This is a genomic window from Pseudogulbenkiania ferrooxidans 2002 (genome assembly GCF_000174355.1).
GTDB lineage: Bacteria > Pseudomonadota > Gammaproteobacteria > Burkholderiales > Chromobacteriaceae > Pseudogulbenkiania > Pseudogulbenkiania ferrooxidans.
Genome location: NZ_ACIS01000006.1, coordinates 318,812 through 334,317 on the forward strand (window position 1 = coordinate 318,812; position 15,506 = coordinate 334,317).

13 protein-coding genes are annotated in these 15,506 nt (G+C 66.2%); 9 read left to right on the forward strand and 4 right to left on the reverse strand.

Annotated elements, in window-relative coordinates; all coding sequences use genetic code 11:
- Window positions 1-94: 94 nt before the first annotated feature.
- The 7 genes from FURADRAFT_RS12660 (at window position 95) to tcuB (ending at window position 9,614) form a co-directional block, all read left to right on the forward strand.
- Complete coding sequence (locus tag FURADRAFT_RS12660) at window positions 95-1,432, forward strand: glutamine synthetase family protein (RefSeq protein ID WP_008954558.1); 1,338 nt, start codon at window positions 95-97, stop codon at window positions 1,430-1,432.
- 217 nt (window positions 1,433-1,649) lie between these two features.
- The gene (locus tag FURADRAFT_RS12665) at window positions 1,650-3,008 is read left to right on the forward strand and encodes an aspartate aminotransferase family protein (protein WP_008954559.1); all 1,359 of its coding nucleotides are present in this window, start codon (window positions 1,650-1,652) and stop codon (window positions 3,006-3,008) included.
- Between the two features lie 345 nt (window positions 3,009-3,353).
- On the forward strand, window positions 3,354-4,451 hold the full coding sequence (locus FURADRAFT_RS12670) for a 4-oxalomesaconate tautomerase (protein ID WP_008954560.1): 1,098 nt from the start codon (window positions 3,354-3,356) through the stop codon (window positions 4,449-4,451).
- Between the two features lie 29 nt (window positions 4,452-4,480).
- Window positions 4,481-5,821, forward strand: a complete 1,341-nt coding sequence (dctA, locus tag FURADRAFT_RS12675) for a C4-dicarboxylate transporter DctA (protein ID WP_008954561.1) — start codon at window positions 4,481-4,483, stop codon at window positions 5,819-5,821.
- 243 nt (window positions 5,822-6,064) lie between these two features.
- Entirely contained in the window at window positions 6,065-6,976 is a 912-nt protein-coding gene (locus FURADRAFT_RS12680) for a LysR family transcriptional regulator (RefSeq protein WP_328269464.1), read from the forward strand.
- Window positions 6,977-7,054: 78 nt separating this feature from the next.
- Window positions 7,055-8,458 carry an FAD-dependent tricarballylate dehydrogenase TcuA gene (gene tcuA / locus FURADRAFT_RS12685; RefSeq protein WP_008954563.1) on the forward strand — a complete coding sequence of 468 codons (1,404 nt, stop codon included), beginning with the start codon at window positions 7,055-7,057 and terminating at the stop codon, window positions 8,456-8,458.
- On the forward strand, window positions 8,445-9,614 hold the full coding sequence (tcuB, locus tag FURADRAFT_RS12690; protein ID WP_008954564.1) for a tricarballylate utilization 4Fe-4S protein TcuB: 1,170 nt from the start codon (window positions 8,445-8,447) through the stop codon (window positions 9,612-9,614). Before tcuA ends, tcuB begins: the two co-directional genes overlap by 14 nt.
- Window positions 9,615-9,786: 172 nt before the next feature.
- Here tcuB and FURADRAFT_RS12695 read toward each other — a convergent pair whose 3' ends face one another.
- From FURADRAFT_RS12695 to FURADRAFT_RS12710, 4 genes are all read right to left on the reverse strand, one after another.
- The gene (locus FURADRAFT_RS12695) at window positions 9,787-10,680 is read right to left on the reverse strand and encodes a transporter substrate-binding domain-containing protein (RefSeq protein ID WP_008954565.1); all 894 of its coding nucleotides are present in this window, start codon (window positions 10,678-10,680) and stop codon (window positions 9,787-9,789) included.
- A gap of 167 nt (window positions 10,681-10,847) precedes the next feature.
- Window positions 10,848-11,219: a YfeK family protein gene (locus FURADRAFT_RS12700; RefSeq protein ID WP_008954566.1), complete on the reverse strand. Its 372-nt coding sequence runs from the start codon at window positions 11,217-11,219 to the stop codon at window positions 10,848-10,850.
- The gene (locus tag FURADRAFT_RS12705) at window positions 11,216-12,811 is read right to left on the reverse strand and encodes a phospholipase D family protein (RefSeq protein ID WP_008954567.1); all 1,596 of its coding nucleotides are present in this window, start codon (window positions 12,809-12,811) and stop codon (window positions 11,216-11,218) included. The genes FURADRAFT_RS12700 and FURADRAFT_RS12705 overlap by 4 nt, the downstream gene beginning before the upstream one ends.
- A gap of 379 nt (window positions 12,812-13,190) precedes the next feature.
- On the reverse strand, window positions 13,191-14,102 hold the full coding sequence (locus FURADRAFT_RS12710) for a LysR family transcriptional regulator (protein WP_008954568.1): 912 nt from the start codon (window positions 14,100-14,102) through the stop codon (window positions 13,191-13,193).
- 121 nt (window positions 14,103-14,223) lie between these two features.
- Here FURADRAFT_RS12710 and FURADRAFT_RS12715 point away from each other — a divergent pair, with 121 nt between their 5' ends.
- Together FURADRAFT_RS12715 and FURADRAFT_RS21430 are read left to right on the forward strand one after the other, a co-directional pair.
- On the forward strand, window positions 14,224-15,216 hold the full coding sequence (locus FURADRAFT_RS12715; protein WP_008954569.1) for a bile acid:sodium symporter family protein: 993 nt from the start codon (window positions 14,224-14,226) through the stop codon (window positions 15,214-15,216).
- 13 nt (window positions 15,217-15,229) lie between these two features.
- Window positions 15,230-15,370 carry a bifunctional ornithine acetyltransferase/N-acetylglutamate synthase gene (locus FURADRAFT_RS21430; protein WP_086007384.1) on the forward strand — a complete coding sequence of 47 codons (141 nt, stop codon included), beginning with the start codon at window positions 15,230-15,232 and terminating at the stop codon, window positions 15,368-15,370.
- Window positions 15,371-15,506 lie beyond the last annotated feature (136 nt).

Below are 15,506 nucleotides of genomic sequence, written 5' to 3' on the forward strand. Positions count from 1 at the left end.
ATCAAATCTACGATGGCGGCACCCACGGCATTCTGCCGGGGTTTTCTGTTTGCAAGGACGGGAACCAAAGGACGCGTACCAGAGGAGAACGACCATGAACGAAACACTGGCCAGCTTCATCCGCGAGCACACCATCCACGAGGTGGAGTGCGTGATCCCGGACATGACCGGCGTGGCGCGCGGCAAGATCGTGCCCAAGGCCCTGTTTCTGGCCGAGGACAGCATGAAGATGTCGAAGGCGGTGCTCACCATCACCGTGAACGGCGAATTCGCCGAGTTCGAGCGCTTTGCCGGCGCCAACGACCCGGACATGGTGTGCCGGCCCGACCCGTCCACCATCCGCCTGGTGCCGTGGGCGATCGAGCCGGTGGCGGTGGTGATCCACGACTGCGAGGATTTCGACGGCCGCCCGGTAGGCATCTCGCCGCGCGCGGTGCTGCGCCGCGTGCTGCAGCTGTACGAGAACCGCGGCTGGCGCCCGGTGGTGGCGCCGGAGATGGAGTTCTACCTGATCCGCCAGAACACCAACCCGCACGAGCCGCTGCGCCCGCCGCCGGGGCGCGCCGGCCGTTCCGAGGTGGGGCGCCAGTCGTTCTCCATCGACGCGGTCAACGATTTCGACCCGTTCTTCCAGGAATTGTCGTCGTTCTGCCAGGCGGCCAGGCTCAACGTCGAGACGCTGATCCACGAAGTGGGCGCCTGCCAGATGGAGATCAACTTCAGCCACGGCGACGCCCTGGAGCTGGCCGATCAGGTGTTCCTGTTCAAGCGCGCGGTGCGCGAAACCGCCTATCGCCACAACATCTTCGCCACCTTCATGGCCAAGCCGATGGAGGGCGAGCCGGGCAGCGCCATGCACATCCACCAGAGCATCGTGGACCGCGACAGCGGCGACAACCTCTTCTCCAACCCGGACGGCAGCGCCAGCGCGCTGTTCTTCCAGCACATCGGCGGCATGCAGCACTACCTGCCGCAGGCGATGCCGATGTTCGCCCCCTACGTCAACAGCTACCGCCGCCTGAGCCGCCACACCGCGGCGCCGATCAACGTGCGCTGGGGCTACGACAACCGCACCTGCGGCATCCGCATCCCGCCGTCCGGCCCGGCCGCGCGCCGCCTGGAAAACCGCCTGCCGGGGGTGGACGTCAATCCCTACCTGGCGATGGCGGCGACGCTGGCCTGCGGCTACCTCGGCATGGTGCACCGGCTGGAGCCGTCGGCGCCGATGAGCGACAGCGCCTACGACATGGACTACGAGCTGCCGCGCAGCCTGGAAGACGCGGTGGAACGGATGCAGGACTGCCCAGAGCTGGCCGAGATCCTGGGCGAGGAATTCGTGCAGGCGTTCTGCGCGGTGAAGGAAAAGGAATTCGAAACCTTCAACCGCGCCATCACCGCCTGGGAGCGCGAGCACCTGCAGCTGCACGTGTAAGAACCTGCTGACGGTCTGCTGCGCTTCGGCGCTACGGCGTGAGTTCGATTCAGGGAGGCGCATTGACTTGATGTCCATTCCGCGCCCCTCGGTTTTCGCCTTGGCGCGCTCTCGCTCGCCAGATCGTCAACAGGTTCTCCACGCCTCGTTGAATGAATTTTCGGGTTGCGGCCACGGTTCGCCGCAACCCGCTCAAGACACGACCAAGGAGGCCCCCATGGCTACCCGTCACGGCATCAACTGGGACAAGGCGCTGGCGCTGTACGCCGCCGAGCGCGACGCCTTCATCGGCCGCATGCCACGCTCGCGTGAGCTGTCGGCCGCCGCCGCCAATCATCTGCTGTTCGGCGTGCCGCTGCACTGGATGGACGACTGGTCCACGCCGTTTTCGCTGTACGTGGCGGCGGCGCAGGGCGCGCGCTTCCGCGATGTGGACGGCCACGACTACGTCGATTTCTGCCTGGGTGACACCGGCGCCATGTTCGGCCACAGCCCCAAGCCGGTGGCCGCGGCCATCGCCCGCCAGGCCGAGCGCGGCTACACCGCCATGCTGCCGAGCGAGGACGGGGTGTGGGTGGCCGAGGAGCTGGCGCGCCGCTTCGGCCTGCCGTACTGGCAGTTCGCGCTGTCGGCGTCGGACGCCAACCGCTTCGCCATCCGCTGGGCGCGCGCCATCACCGGCCGCAGCAAGGTGCTGATCTTCAACGGCTGCTACCACGGCACGGTGGACGACGTGTTCGTCGACCTGGTGGACGGCCGGCCGCAGACGCGCGACAGCCTGCTGGGCCAGGTGTACGACATCACCCAGCACACGCGCAGCGTGGAATTCAACGACCTGGCGGCGCTGGAAGCCGCGCTGCAGGACGGCGAGGTGGCCTGCCTGCTGGCCGAGCCGGCCATGACCAACATCGGCATGGTGCTGCCGCAGCCGGGCTTCTGGCCGGCGGCGCAGGAGCTGTGCAAGCGCTACGGCACGCTGCTGCTGATCGACGAAACCCACACCATCAGCAGCGGCCCCGGCGGCTACACCCGCGCTCACGGCCTTGAGCCGGACCTGCTGGTGGTCGGCAAGCCGGTGGCCGGTGGCGTGCCGTGCGCGGTATACGGCTTCAGCGTCGAGCTGGCCCGGCAGGCCGAGGCCGTCAAGCGCAGCGCGCCGCCGGGGCACAGCGGCATCGGCACCACGCTCACTGCCAACCTGCTGGCGATGGCGGCGATGCGCGCCAACCTCGCCGAGGTGATGACCGACGACGCCTACCGTTACATGTTCGGCCTGGCCGAAAGGTTGGCCGAAGGGCTGCGCCGCGTCATCGACGCGCAGCGGCTGCCGTGGTGCGTGACCGGGATCGGCGCCCGCACCGAGTTCCAGTTCGCCGCCGCACCGCCGCGCAACGGCAGCGAGGCGGAGCGGATTCTCGACAGCGAGCTGGAGCACATCGTGCACCTGTTCCTGCTCAACCGCGGCCTGCTGATCACGCCGTTCCACAACATGATGCTGGTGTGCCCGGACACCACGCCCGCCGAGGTCGACCGCCTGGTGGCGGCGTTCGCGGCGTTCGTCGCGGCGGTCAGGTAAGGCCTAAGGTTGGCCGAAGCAGGGCGGTCTGATGGCGGTGACGTGGCGGAGCGCCCGGCGCTGGCCGGCCGTCCCCGTTTCCGGGACCGCTGCAAGGCCTTGCAGCGGTTGACCGGGGCGTTGGCCTGCGCATGCGATGCGGTCTTTGTGCTGGTTGGCTAGGCCGGTAACTTTAGCAAATTTCCGTTAAATTCTGACTTTTACTGCGAAAATCAGTATCGGTAATCCAGTTTAAGTGAATAAATTACCAAAATGCAACAATTCAATAAATAAATGCATTTAACTTTTTTACGGCTTTTCACCACAATCCAGTCACTGATTCAATGCCTGTGGTGGAGCCAATCCATGTTGACCCCGATTCCCTGCCTCCTGATGCGAGGAGGCACTTCCAAAGGCCCGTTCTTCCTGGCCGACGACCTGCCGGCAGATCCGGAAACGCGCAACGCCGTGCTGCTGTCGGTGATGGGCTCGCCCGACCTGCGCCAGATCGACGGCATCGGCGGCGGCGACTCGCTGACCAGCAAGGTGGCCATCGTCAGCCGCTCGCAGCGCCCCGGCATCGACGTCGATTACCTGTTCGCCCAGGTCTCGGTCAGCCAGCGCGCGGTCGATACCAACCCCAACTGCGGCAACATGCTGTCCGGGGTCGGCCCGTTCGCCATCGAGCAGGGGCTGGTGCCGGCGGCCGATCCGGTGACGTCGGTGCGCATCTTCAACGTCAACACCGGCAAGGTGATCGAGGCGCTGGTGCCGACGCCGAGCGGCGAAGTGACCTACGAAGGCGAAGTGCACATCGACGGCGTGCCCGGCGCCGCCGCCGGCATTGTGCTCAACTTCCTGGACGCCGCCGGCGCCAAGACCGGCAAGCTGCTGCCCACCGGGCAGGCGCTCGACATCGTGGACGGCATCGCGGTGTCCTGCGTCGACTTTTCCACCCCCATCGTGCTGGTGGCGGCCGCCGACCTGGGCATCAGCGGCCACGAGAGCAAGGCCGAACTCGATGCCAACGCCGCACTGCTGGCCCGCCTCGAAGCCGTGCGCCAGGCCGCCGCGCTGCGCATGGGGCTGGGCGATGTGAGCGCCAGCGTGTTGCCGAAGATCGCCGTACTGGCCGCCCCGGCCAGGGACGGCAGCATCAGCTCGCGCTATTTCACCCCCTGGGCCTGCCACGCCGCCCACGCCGTGACCGGCGCCCTGTGCGTCGCCGCCGCCTGCCTGATCCCCGGCTCGGTGGCCTCGCGCCTGGTGCGCCGCCGGGCCGATCAGCCCGACCGCATCGCCATCGAACACCCGTCCGGCCAGCTGGAAACGCAGGTCGATCTGCAAGCCGCGCCGGCCGGCGAGCCCCCGGTGATCCGCCGCGTCGGCATCGTCAGAACCGCCCGGCCCCTGTTCAGCGGCCAGGTGCTGATTCCCGGAACGGTCTGGAAAAAAGCCGGCTGAACCGACAAGAAAGAGAGTGAGGAGACATCATGCAAGCCAAAATTTTTAAATCCCTGTACCTGCAGGTGATCATTGCCGTCGTGATCGGCATCGCCTTCGGTCACTTCTTCCCGAGCCAGGGCGCCGCGCTCAAGCCGCTGGGCGACGCCTTCGTCAAGCTGGTGAAGATGATGATCTCGCCGGTGGTGTTCTGCACCATCGCCATCGGCATCGCCTCGCTGGGCGACAAGAGCCAGCTCGGGCGCATCCTGGGCAAGACGCTCGGCCTGTTCCTGGTGCTGACGCTGCTGGCGCTGGGCTTCGGCCTGGCGGCGGTGAACGTGATCCGTCCGGGTGCGGGGATGAACATCGACCCCAGCCAGCTCGATACCAGCGGCATTGCCAAGTACACCCATAGCGCCAAGGGGCTCAACGCCGTCGACTTCTTCATGCACATGATCCCGGACTCGTTCGTCGGCGCCTTCACTCAGGGCGAGGTGCTGCCGGTGCTGCTGCTGGCGGTGCTGACCGGCTTTGCCCTGTCGGCCGCCAGCGGCAAGGGCGGCGACAGACTGCTGGCCTGGCTGGAGGACATGTCGCAAATCCTGTTCCGCGTGTTCAACTTCGTGATGAAGGTGGCCCCGATCGGCGCCTTCGGCGCCATGGCCTTCACCGTCGGCAAGTACGGCGTGCACTCGCTGGCCTCGCTGGGCCAGCTGATCCTGACCTTCTACGTGGCCTGCATCGGCTTTGTGGTGGTCGTGTTGGGCGGCCTGTGCCGCTTGAGCGGGTTCAGCCTGTGGCGCACGCTCAAGTACTTCCGTGAGGAACTGCTGGTGGTGTTGGGGACGTCTTCCACCGAACCGGTGCTGCCGCGCGTGCTGCAGAAGCTGGAGAAACTGGGCTGCAGCAAGGGCGTGGCCGGTTTCGTCCTGCCCACCGGCTACTCCTTCAACCTGGCCGGCACCGCGATCTACCTGTCGCTCGCCAGCCTGTTCATCGCCCAGGCCTGCAATATCGATCTTTCCTGGCAGCAGACGGCGATCATGCTCGGCATCATGCTGCTGTCCTCCAAGGGCGCAGCCGGCGTCACCGGCAGCGGCTTCGTGGCGCTGGCCGCCACCCTGGTGGTGGTGCACGACATTCCCCTGGCCGGTATCGCGCTGCTCTTGGGCATCGATCGCTTCATGTCCGAGGCCCGCGCGCTGACCAGCATCATCAGCAACATCGTGTGCTCGCTGGTGGTCGCGCTGTGGGAGAAGGCCTGCGACCGAGAACAACTGCTGGCGGAACTGTGCGAGCCAAGCCCCTTGGTGGAAGCGGTGGCGGAGGAGGCCGAGCCGCAACTGGAGGGGTTCACGGTGGCGGAAGGGCTGTCGCTGAAGTCCTGAGTGATACGAGGTCTGCGGGCCGGCTCCTGGGAGCCGGCCTTTTTCATTGCCGTGGCCGCGGCGCTGCTACGGCCTCATGCCCGGCTCGCGCCGCCACGATGCCCCCGGCGCGCTCCCGCCCCGGGGGCTCGGCGTGGCCGAGCTATCGCTGGCCTCGGTTTTGCGCCTATGCTTCAGGCGGCCGTCTTCGGCCAACCTTCTTCGGCCAACCTTAGCGATGGGAGAGAGATGGAGCTTCGGCAGTTGCGTTATTTCGTCAGCGTGGTGGAGCAGGGCAGCATGGGCCGCGCCGCGCTGGAACTGGGCGTCGGCACCTCGGCGCTAAGCCAGCAGATCAGCCGGCTCGAGGGCGAACTCGCCACGCGCCTGCTGCAGCGGACGTCGACCGGCGTGATTCCGACCGACGCCGGCCTCGCCTTCTGGCGCCAGGCGCAACTGGCGATCCGCCACGCCGACGACGCCGTGCGTGCCGCGCGCCTGGCGCGGCTGTCCGGCCACGTCAGCATCGGCATGGCGCCCAGCACCTCGGCGCTGCTGGGGCTGCCGTTCATGGCGGCGATGCGCGAGCGTTATCCCGACATCCGCCTGCACCTGGTCGAGAGCCTGTCCGGCAACCTCGCCACCCTGACCGGCGCGCGCCAGCTCGATCTCGCCATCCTGTTCCAGGTCGACCGCACCCAGCGCTGGAGCGTGCAGCCCTTGCTCGAGGAGCGCCTGTTCCTGATCGCCCCGCCCGACATGCCGGGCCTGCCGGCGCCCGGCCCGCTGCGGCTCGACCAGCTGGGCGCGCTGCCGCTGATCCTGCCGAGCGGGCCGCACGGCCTGCGCGCGCTGCTCGACGCCGCGTCCGCCCACGGCCGGCTCGACCTCAACATCGTGGCCGAGATCGACGGCCTGGCGCTGCTGATGGACGCGGTGCGCGCCGGTTACGGCGCCACCCTCCAGCCCGGCGCCGCCATCGCCCGGCTGCGGCACGAAGCGCTGACCCTGATCGAGATCGACGACGCCACGGTGCGCCGCCCCAATCTGCTGGTCAGCCTGTGCGACGACGAGCTGTCGCCGGCCGGCCTCGCCGCGCGCGTGGTGCTGGAGCAGGTCGCGCGCGGCCTGGTCGAGCAGGGGCGCTGGCCGGGCGCCACCCTTCACGAACGCTAAACACCCCTTGCCGCAACCGGTCTGGCGGCCGCTCGCGCCACTCTCTACAGTCTCTCCATCACCAGGGAGACTGTATCGATGTTCGATGTTGTTGTGATCGGCGGCGGTAACGCCGCCCTCTGTGCCGCGCTGATGGCGCGTGAGACGGGCGCCTCGGTGCTGCTGCTCGAAGCCGCCCCGCGCGCATGGCGCGGCGGCAATTCCCAGCACACCCGCAATCTGCGCTGCATGCATGACGCGCCGCAGGACGTGCTGGTCGAAGCCTATCCGGAAGAGGAGTACTGGCAGGATCTGCTGCGCGTCACCGGCGGCCTCACCGATGAGGCGCTGGCGCGGCTGGTGATCCAGGCCTCGTCCCACTGCCGCGACTGGATGCGCCGGCACGGCGTCCACTTTCAGCCGTCCTTGTCCGGCGCGCTGCACACGGCGCGCACCAACGCCTTCTTCATGGGCGGCGGCAAGGCGCTGGTGAACGCCTACTACCGCAGCGCCGAGCGCCTCGGGGTGCAGATCCGCTACGACGCCGCGGTCGATGCGCTGGAGCTTGAGGATGGCCGCTTCGTTGCCGTCCGCCTCGGGGAGGAACGCATCCCGGCCCGCGCCTGCGTGCTCGCCGCCGGCGGCTTCGAATCCAACCGCGAGTGGCTGCGCGAAGCCTGGGGCCAGAACGACAACGGCGAATGGCCGGCCGACAACTTCCTGATCCGCGGCACGCGCTTCAACCAGGGCACGCTGCTCAAGTTCATGATCGACGCCGGCGCCGACACCGTGGGCGAGCCGTCGCAATCGCACTGCGTGGCGATCGACGCGCGCGCGCCGCTCTACGATGGCGGCATCTGCACCCGCGTCGACTGCGTCTCGCTTGGCATCGTGCTCAACCGCCACGCCGAGCGCTTCTACGACGAGGGCGAGGATTTCTGGCCCAAGCGCTACGCCATCTGGGGGCGCCTGGTCGCGCGGCAACCGGGGCAGATCGGCTACTCCATCATCGACGCCAAGGCCATCGGCCGCTTCATGCCGCCGGTGTTCCCCGGCGTCAAGGCCGACACCCTGCCCGAACTGGCGCGCCGGCTCGGGCTCGACGAGGCGGCCTTCGTGCGCACCGTGGCCGACTACAACGCCGCCTGCCGCGTCGGCCGCTTCAACCACACCGTGCTCGACGACTGCCACACCACCGGTCTCACCCCGGCCAAGACCCACTGGGCGCGGCCGCTCGACACCCCGCCGTTCTACGGCTACGCGCTGCGGCCCGGCATCACCTTCACCTACCTCGGCCTCAAGGTCGACGCGCACGCCGCGGTCCATTTCGGCGGCCGGCCCAGCCCGAACCTGTTCGTGGCGGGCGAGATGATGGCCGGCAACGTGCTCGGCCAGGGCTATCTCGCCGGTATCGGCATGTCCATCGGCACCGCCTTCGGCCGCATCGCCGGCACTCATGCGGCACAGGCCGCACGACAAGGGACGCACCATGAAGCAGCTTGATGTCTTGATCCGCGAAGCCGGCCGCTTCGACCTGGCAACGCCGGCCAGCACCACGCTCACCGACAACGAGGCCGAAGTCGGCCGCGTCATGCAGATCTGTAATGCTTGCCGCTATTGCGAAGGGTTTTGTGCTGTGTTCCCGGCCATGACCCACCGGATCGAATTCGAAAAGGCCGACATCCATTACCTCGCCAACCTGTGCCACAACTGCGGCGCCTGCCTGCACGCCTGCCAATACGCGCCGCCGCACGAGTTCGCCGTCAACGTCCCGCAGGCCATGGCCAAGGTGCGCGGCCAGACCTACAGTGACTACGCCTGGCCGCCCGCGCTGGGCGCGCTCTACCGCCGCTCCGGGCTGACCGTGGCGCTGGCGTTGGCAGGGGGGCTGGCGTTGTTCCTGATGCTGCTGCTCGGCACACGCGCCGAGTTGCTGGGCCAGCCCCTGGGCGGAGATTTCTACGCGTTCTTCCCGCACAACACGCTCGCACTGCTGTTCGGTGCCGTGTTCGGTTTTGCGGTACTCGCGCTCGGCGTTGGCGTTAGCCGCTTCTGGCGCAGCATTACGCCGGGAGAGGCCACCGGCCCGGCCGTGGCCGAAGCCACGCACGACGTACTGCGCTTGAAGTATCTCGATGGCGGCCACGGCGAAGGCTGCAACAACGCGGACGATGCCTTCACTTTGTGGCGCCGGCGTTTCCACCACTTCACCTTCTACGGCTTTCTGGCCTGTTTTGCCGCCACCGCCGTCGCCACCCTCTACCACTACCTGCTGGGAATGCCGGCGCCTTACGCCCTGACCAGCCTGCCGGTGTTGCTGGGAAGTATCGGCGGGGTCGGCTTGCTGATCGGTCCGGCCGGCTTGCTGTGGCTGAACTTGCGGCGCCACCCGGCGCAGGGCGATGCCGCGCAAAAACCGATGGACCGTGGCTTCATCGCCTTGCTGCTGCTCACCAGCGCGACCGGCCTCGCCGTGCTGGCCGGGCGCAACAGCGGCGCCATGGGGGTCCTGCTCGCCGCGCACCTCGGGGTCGTCATGGCGCTGTTCGCGACGCTGCCCTACGGTAAGTTCGCGCACGGCATCTACCGTTCGGCGGCCTTGTTGAAGTGGGCGATCGAAAAGCGTCAGCCCAACCGGCTGTCACTGGGGTCGGACTGACCGTCAGCTCATGGCGGCGGGCCCGGTGCGGCCGTGGCGGGGAAGGCAGGGGAGGGGTTCGCTGCTTCGCCGGTACCGGCGGAGCATGCGGGTGATCGAGGTGGAGTCAGGCTGTTTGGGCTGGCGGTGGCCGGCTGTGCCCGCCCGCCGCCTTGCCCGTCGCGGGGCGTTGCTACTGCGCCGGCTTGTCGCTGAGCGCGCTGAGGTTGGCCTTCAGCTGCGCGCCCATCGGCATGTTCAGATTCATGCCTTTGGGGGGGATCGGGGATTCGAACCACTTGCGGTAGAGCCGCGTGAATTCGCCCGATTTCATCAGGCGGGCGAGGGTGCCGTCCACCAGCGCCTTGAACTCGGGATCGTCCTTGCGCAGCATGCAGCCGTAGGGCTCCACCTGCAGCGCGTCCCCCACCACCTCGAGCGAATCCGGGTTCTTGGCGTTCGCTTTCAGGCCAAACAGCAAGATATCGTCGAGCGCCAGCGCCACCGCCTGATCGTTTTCCACCAGTTGCAAAGCGTCGCCGTAGTCCTTGCCCAGGACGAACTGCATGTCGAGGTGGTTGTCGGCGCTGTACTGGCGGATGACCTTCTCGTTGGTGCTGCCCGCCGTCGAGGCCACGGTCTTCTTGGCCAGGTCGGCGTAGCTCGTGATATGGGCGGTCTTCTTCGCCAGCAGGCGCGTGCCGGCATAGAAGTGGCTGATGGCAAACGCCACGTCCTTGCCACGCGCCGCGTTGTTGGTGGTCGAACCGCACTCCAGGTCGTAGGTGCCGTCCACCAGCAAGGGGATGCGGTTCTGCGAGGTGACCGGGATGGCGGCCACTTCGAGGTTCGGTTTTTTCAGCTTCTTGCGCACATCGTCGACGATGGCGTTGGTCAGATCCACGGAGAACCCCACGGCCTTGTCCGAGCCCGGCAAATAACTGAAAGGCACGGCGGCTTCACGGTATGACACGGTGATCTTGTTGCTCGCGGCCACCTTTTCCAGCGTGGACGCCGCAACAGCCGGCAGGGTGCAGGCCAGGCCGGTGGCGATCAAAGCAGTCGTCATGAGTTTCTTGGTCTTCATGTTTTTCCTTTCTGTTGGATGGACTGCTCCAATGGAGGTGCGCTCCTCCTTCTCTGGATGACAGCAACGGTTCCGAATCCGATGCAGTCCAGATCACTATAGAGGTGGGCGTGGCGGCGATGCCTGCTACGGGACAGCTTTGTTTGACGAAGCGCAAGTGTTTGGTTTTAGTGATAGGTCCGAAGCCGCACCAGCTCTTCGTGCAACCATTGCCGGCTTGTCACGGTCGCCCCGCCGTTGCACCGCACCTGGTACGGTTGGCCGCTCAGACTGCTTGCCGTGGCGGCCCGCTCGATAAAGTCCTCGGTGGTCGCGATCAGGTTTCGCGCCACTAAATAGCGGTATTTGTCGCGTATATGCGCCTGCGCCGTTTTGGCGTCGTGCCAGGAGCCATTGCGATAAAACTGGCAGCCGGAGCCTTCGATATAGCCGAGCAGAAAACTCACTTCCATTTGCACCGCGGCGGGGGGCTCCGCACGCGCCGCGGGCGGCCATAGCAGCCCCAGCATCAATACCGCCCCGGCGTATCTCGACTTCATAGTTCCTTGTCCAGTGGCAACAGAGAAAGGGTATGGGCCTTGATTCTTTCCTCGGCGTTGCGGGCCGGCTCTTCGTCGTACTCAACGGCCTTGCCGTTTTCCTCGGTGTGCCACACCAGACCGGGAGCCTTCCCCGTTTCGCTTGGCCGCAGTGTCAGCCGGTAGGAGTTGACCGGCTGTACCATGGCGTCAAAACGCTGGGCAATCTGCCGGGCGAGGGCGGGGCTGTCGATGATCAAGCCTATCTCGGTATTGAGATGCATCGAACGCTGATCGAAATTCATCGAGCCGATGAACACCTTCCGGCGGTCGAAGACAAACAGTTTGGCGTGCAGCGAATAATTGCCGAAACGGGAGATCGCCGCGCTCTGGCCGCTGCCTTTGGCGTTTCCCAGCAACGATCGCACCTCGTACAGCTCCACACCCTGCTCGAGCAGGGGCACCCGGTAATGCATATAGCCGGAATGAGCCAGCAATACGGTGGTCGATTCGAGTGAATTGGTCAGTATCCGCACCCGGACGTTGCGCTGGCGTAGCTGTTTGAACAGGCGCATGCCTTCGTTCCCGGGGATCAGGTAGGGCGTCACCATCAGTAATTCGGATTGCACCGCAAGCGTCGTGTTGGCTACCGGGCGCTGCATCAGCTGCCCTACCATCGCGCCCTGCACCACCTTGCGCTTGTCGGGGCTGTCGTAGACCAGTTGCGCCGGCGCCCAGGTCAGCGGCAAGCGACCGGAGACCATCCCCTCAAAGGGCTCGCCAGTGGCTACCCGCCTGACGTAGTCGACACCACTGGCTTTCAACTCCTGATGCTGCTCGTTCAAGGCGTCGCGATGCTCATTCAATTCGGCATGCGAGGGTTTCTTGCCGACCAGTGCCGCAACCGGGATCGACAGCGGGCTGTTCCAGTACTCATCGAAAGACCTCGAGAGCTGGGGGATGATAGGGCCGGCGGCAAAGACGTCCTCGTCGGCGAACTGGGATGCGGGGTTGATCTGAAAGTATTGATCGCCGATGTTGCGCCCGCCAAGCAGCGCCATGGCGTTGTCCACGACCAGCAGTTTATTGTGCATCCGGTAGTCGAGGCGGGAGGCGTTGAACATGAACTCGATGGATCGGAACAGCTTCGAATGGCCGCGGTACGTGAACGGGTTGAAGAGACGAATCTCGACCGAAGGATGGGCTGCCAGACGGGTAATCTGCTCGTCCCCAGCCTCCGTTTCCGCATCGTCGATCAGCACGCGTACGTGTACCCCGCGATCTGCCGCGCGCAGCACCGCTCCGGTCAGCAGCCGGCCCGTTTCATCCCCACGGAAAATGAAGTATTGAAGGTCGAGAGAGCGTTCGGCGGCGTTGATCATCTGCATGCGGGTCAGAAAGCCGTCGGCGCCGACTGGGATGATGCGAAAACCGGAGTGGCCGGCATGGGCCCGCGCCGCCTGGTCAAACAGCCGGCCAAGCCAGGTCTCCTCGGGGTGAGCCAGCGCCGTGGAGGCGGTTTTGGCAACATCCGACCCCGGTGGCAGCGAACGGCAGCCACTGAGGATGGCGACCATCAGTACGACAAGCACAAGCTGGAGCCGGTGGATCATCACACTACTCCCCGCCGCTCCCGGGAGAGAACCAACCGGTTGGTTGCCAGGTGACGCCATCGTCACCGGCCTGGTTGGAAAACGGACCGTGACGGAACCTCTCCGGCGGGGCGGCTATTGATGTATATGACTCCGGATTCAACCGGTAGATGCAACCGCGGGGTGAAGTTATTTGGCAAGTGTTTTTTAGTGTAGTTTTTCCTTGGTCACGCATGCCCTTTCCGCGCCACCGTATCGAGCCGGGCCGGTGTTTGGCTGACGACGAGTACGCTGCGGTAGCGCGGCGCGAAAGGGCCGCCGAGCGCCTGTGGTCTCCGTTCAAATAAGGCCCAGTCCCTCGGGGCGGGCTGCATCCGCAAGGAGGGCGGAGCCCGCCGCCTCACGGCCAGGTGCGGCTGGCGGCAAACTCGGCGGCCACCTCGCGGATCAGCGCCCATACCGTTTCGGCCAACGGCGACAGCGAGCGATTCTTGCGGCGCACCAGCATCAGCGAGCGCTCGACGGCGGGGAAGAGCGGCCGCACCACCAGATCGCTGGCTTCCGGCAAGGGCAGCGCCAGGATGGGCAGCACGCTGATGCCGATGCCGGCCTCGATCATGCGGTACACGGTGGTGGAATGCCCGAGTTCCTGCGCCACCCGCATGCTCACCTGCTGCTGGGCGAATGCCTTGTCGATGAGCGGCCGGCTGCCCGAGGCGTAGTCGAGCAGCACCAGCGGCTCGGCGGCGAGTTCGCTCCAGGCGACCGACTCGTTTCCGGCGAAGCGATGATCGGCCCGGCAGACCAGGCAGAACGGCTCCTGCAGGATGGTCTCGCAATACAGGTCGTCAGCACCGAGCGGGTCGATGATCACTCCGAAATCGACCTCCCCGCTGCGCACGCTGGCGAGCACCAGCTGCTGCACCTGGTCGCGCAACATCAGCGACAGCTTGGGGTAGCGCTCGGCGCTGCGGGCGATGCACGAGGGCATCAGGTTGGCCGAAATGGTCGGGCTGGCCGCCACCCGCACTCGTCCCTGGCGAGTTTCGCCCAGCTGGCGGGTTTCGGCGAGGCAACCCTCCAGTTCGTCGAGCAGCCGTTCCAGCGTGCCGGCCAGGTTTTGCCCGGCCTCGGTCAGTGCCACGTCGCGGGTGGTGCGGTCGAGCAGCTTCAGGCCCAGCTCGCCCTCCAACTCGCGCAGCGCGTGGCTGACCGCCGGTTGCGACAGGCCGATCGCGTCACCGGCGCGACTGAAACTGCGATGCCGGGCAACGGCAAGGAAGGTACGCAGCTGGCGTAGCGAAATGTTCATGCAGGAATTGAATGAATTGATCAGATAAATCCATTTGAATTCTATATCGGCTGGCAGCAAAAATAACGCCAATGAATGGAGGGCAGCGTTTGCTCTCGCAAGCGATCATCAGGAGCACCCCGTGGCACGACCCCGTTTCCTCCCCGACAACTTCACGCTGGCGCTGGTCATCACCGTGCTGCTCGCCACGTTCCTGCCCTGCGAAGGCCAAACGGCCGTGGTCTTCGGCAAGGTGACCTATGCCGCGATCGCGCTGCTGTTCTTCCTGCATGGAGCGAAGCTGTCGCGCGAAGCGGTGATCGCCGGGGCAACGCACTGGCGGCTGCACCTGCTGGTGTTCGCCAGCACCTTCATCCTGTTCCCGGCGATGGGCTTTGCGCTCAAACCCATCCTGTCCCCGCTGGTGACGCCGGACCTCTACCTGGGCGTGCTGTTCCTGTGCGCGCTGCCGGCCACGGTGCAGTCCTCCATCGCCTTCACCTCGATGGCGCGCGGTAATATCCCCGCGGCGGTGTGCAGCGCATCGGCGTCGAGCCTGATCGGCATCTTCCTGACCCCGCTGCTGGTCAGCGTGCTGGTGGTATCGCACGCCGGCGGCGCCAGCTCGTGGCACTCGATCATCGACATCATGGTGCAACTGCTGCTGCCCTTCCTGGCCGGTCAGGTGGCCCGACGCTGGATCGGCGGCTGGGTGGAGCGCAACAAGGCGATGCTGCGTTTCGTCGATCAGGGCTCGATCCTGCTGGTGGTCTATACGGCGTTCAGCGAGGCCGTCATCCAGGGACTGTGGCACAACACCCCGGTGAAGGCGCTGGCCGGGCTGCTGGTGGTCAACGGCGTGTTGCTGGCGCTGGCGCTGTTCGCGACACGCACCGCGGCGCGCAAGCTCGGTTTCAATAAGGAAGACGAGATCACCATCGTCTTCTGCGGCTCGAAGAAGAGTCTGGCAAGCGGTATCCCGATGGCCAACGTGCTGTTCGCCGGCCATGCCGTAGGCGCAATCGTGCTGCCCCTGATGCTGTTCCATCAGGTCCAGCTGATGGTGTGTGCGGTGCTGGCGCAACGCTACCGGCATCGTCCGGAGAGCCCGGCGGCGGCCAAACAGACCATTTGAACCTCGCGCATCGATGGCAAGCCCTCGCGATCGCACCGTCCGGGAACGGGCTTCCGGGTCAGCCCAGCCAACCCAAGGCCAGGCCAGCGCGACCGTCTGGACCTGCGACTTCTCCTACGACTACGTGCGCATCAACGCCGACTACCGCAGCTGAACCCGATCCCGGGTTGGCCGAAGCCCGGCCCACCCGCCAGAAATGGCACTCACCCTGAAAAAAGCCGGCGATTTCGCCGGCTTTTTGCTTTTTTGCATGGCGCGGACGGGCCGGAAGCGGCGCGGCGGGCGGTATC

Coding starts and splice junctions, on each gene's coding strand:
- FURADRAFT_RS12660 (WP_008954558.1), top strand. CDS start 95: ATGAACGAAACACTGGCCAGCTTCATCCGCGAGCACACCATCCACGAG.
- FURADRAFT_RS12665 (WP_008954559.1), top strand. CDS start 1,650: ATGGCTACCCGTCACGGCATCAACTGGGACAAGGCGCTGGCGCTGTAC.
- FURADRAFT_RS12670 (WP_008954560.1), top strand. CDS start 3,354: ATGTTGACCCCGATTCCCTGCCTCCTGATGCGAGGAGGCACTTCCAAA.
- dctA (WP_008954561.1), top strand. CDS start 4,481: ATGCAAGCCAAAATTTTTAAATCCCTGTACCTGCAGGTGATCATTGCC.
- tcuA (WP_008954563.1), top strand. CDS start 7,055: ATGTTCGATGTTGTTGTGATCGGCGGCGGTAACGCCGCCCTCTGTGCC.
- tcuB (WP_008954564.1), top strand. CDS start 8,445: ATGAAGCAGCTTGATGTCTTGATCCGCGAAGCCGGCCGCTTCGACCTG.
- FURADRAFT_RS12695 (WP_008954565.1), bottom strand. CDS start 10,680: ATGAAGACCAAGAAACTCATGACGACTGCTTTGATCGCCACCGGCCTG.
- FURADRAFT_RS12700 (WP_008954566.1), bottom strand. CDS start 11,219: ATGAAGTCGAGATACGCCGGGGCGGTATTGATGCTGGGGCTGCTATGG.
- FURADRAFT_RS12705 (WP_008954567.1), bottom strand. CDS start 12,811: ATGATCCACCGGCTCCAGCTTGTGCTTGTCGTACTGATGGTCGCCATC.
- FURADRAFT_RS12710 (WP_008954568.1), bottom strand. CDS start 14,102: ATGAACATTTCGCTACGCCAGCTGCGTACCTTCCTTGCCGTTGCCCGG.
- FURADRAFT_RS21430 (WP_086007384.1), top strand. CDS start 15,230: ATGGCAAGCCCTCGCGATCGCACCGTCCGGGAACGGGCTTCCGGGTCA.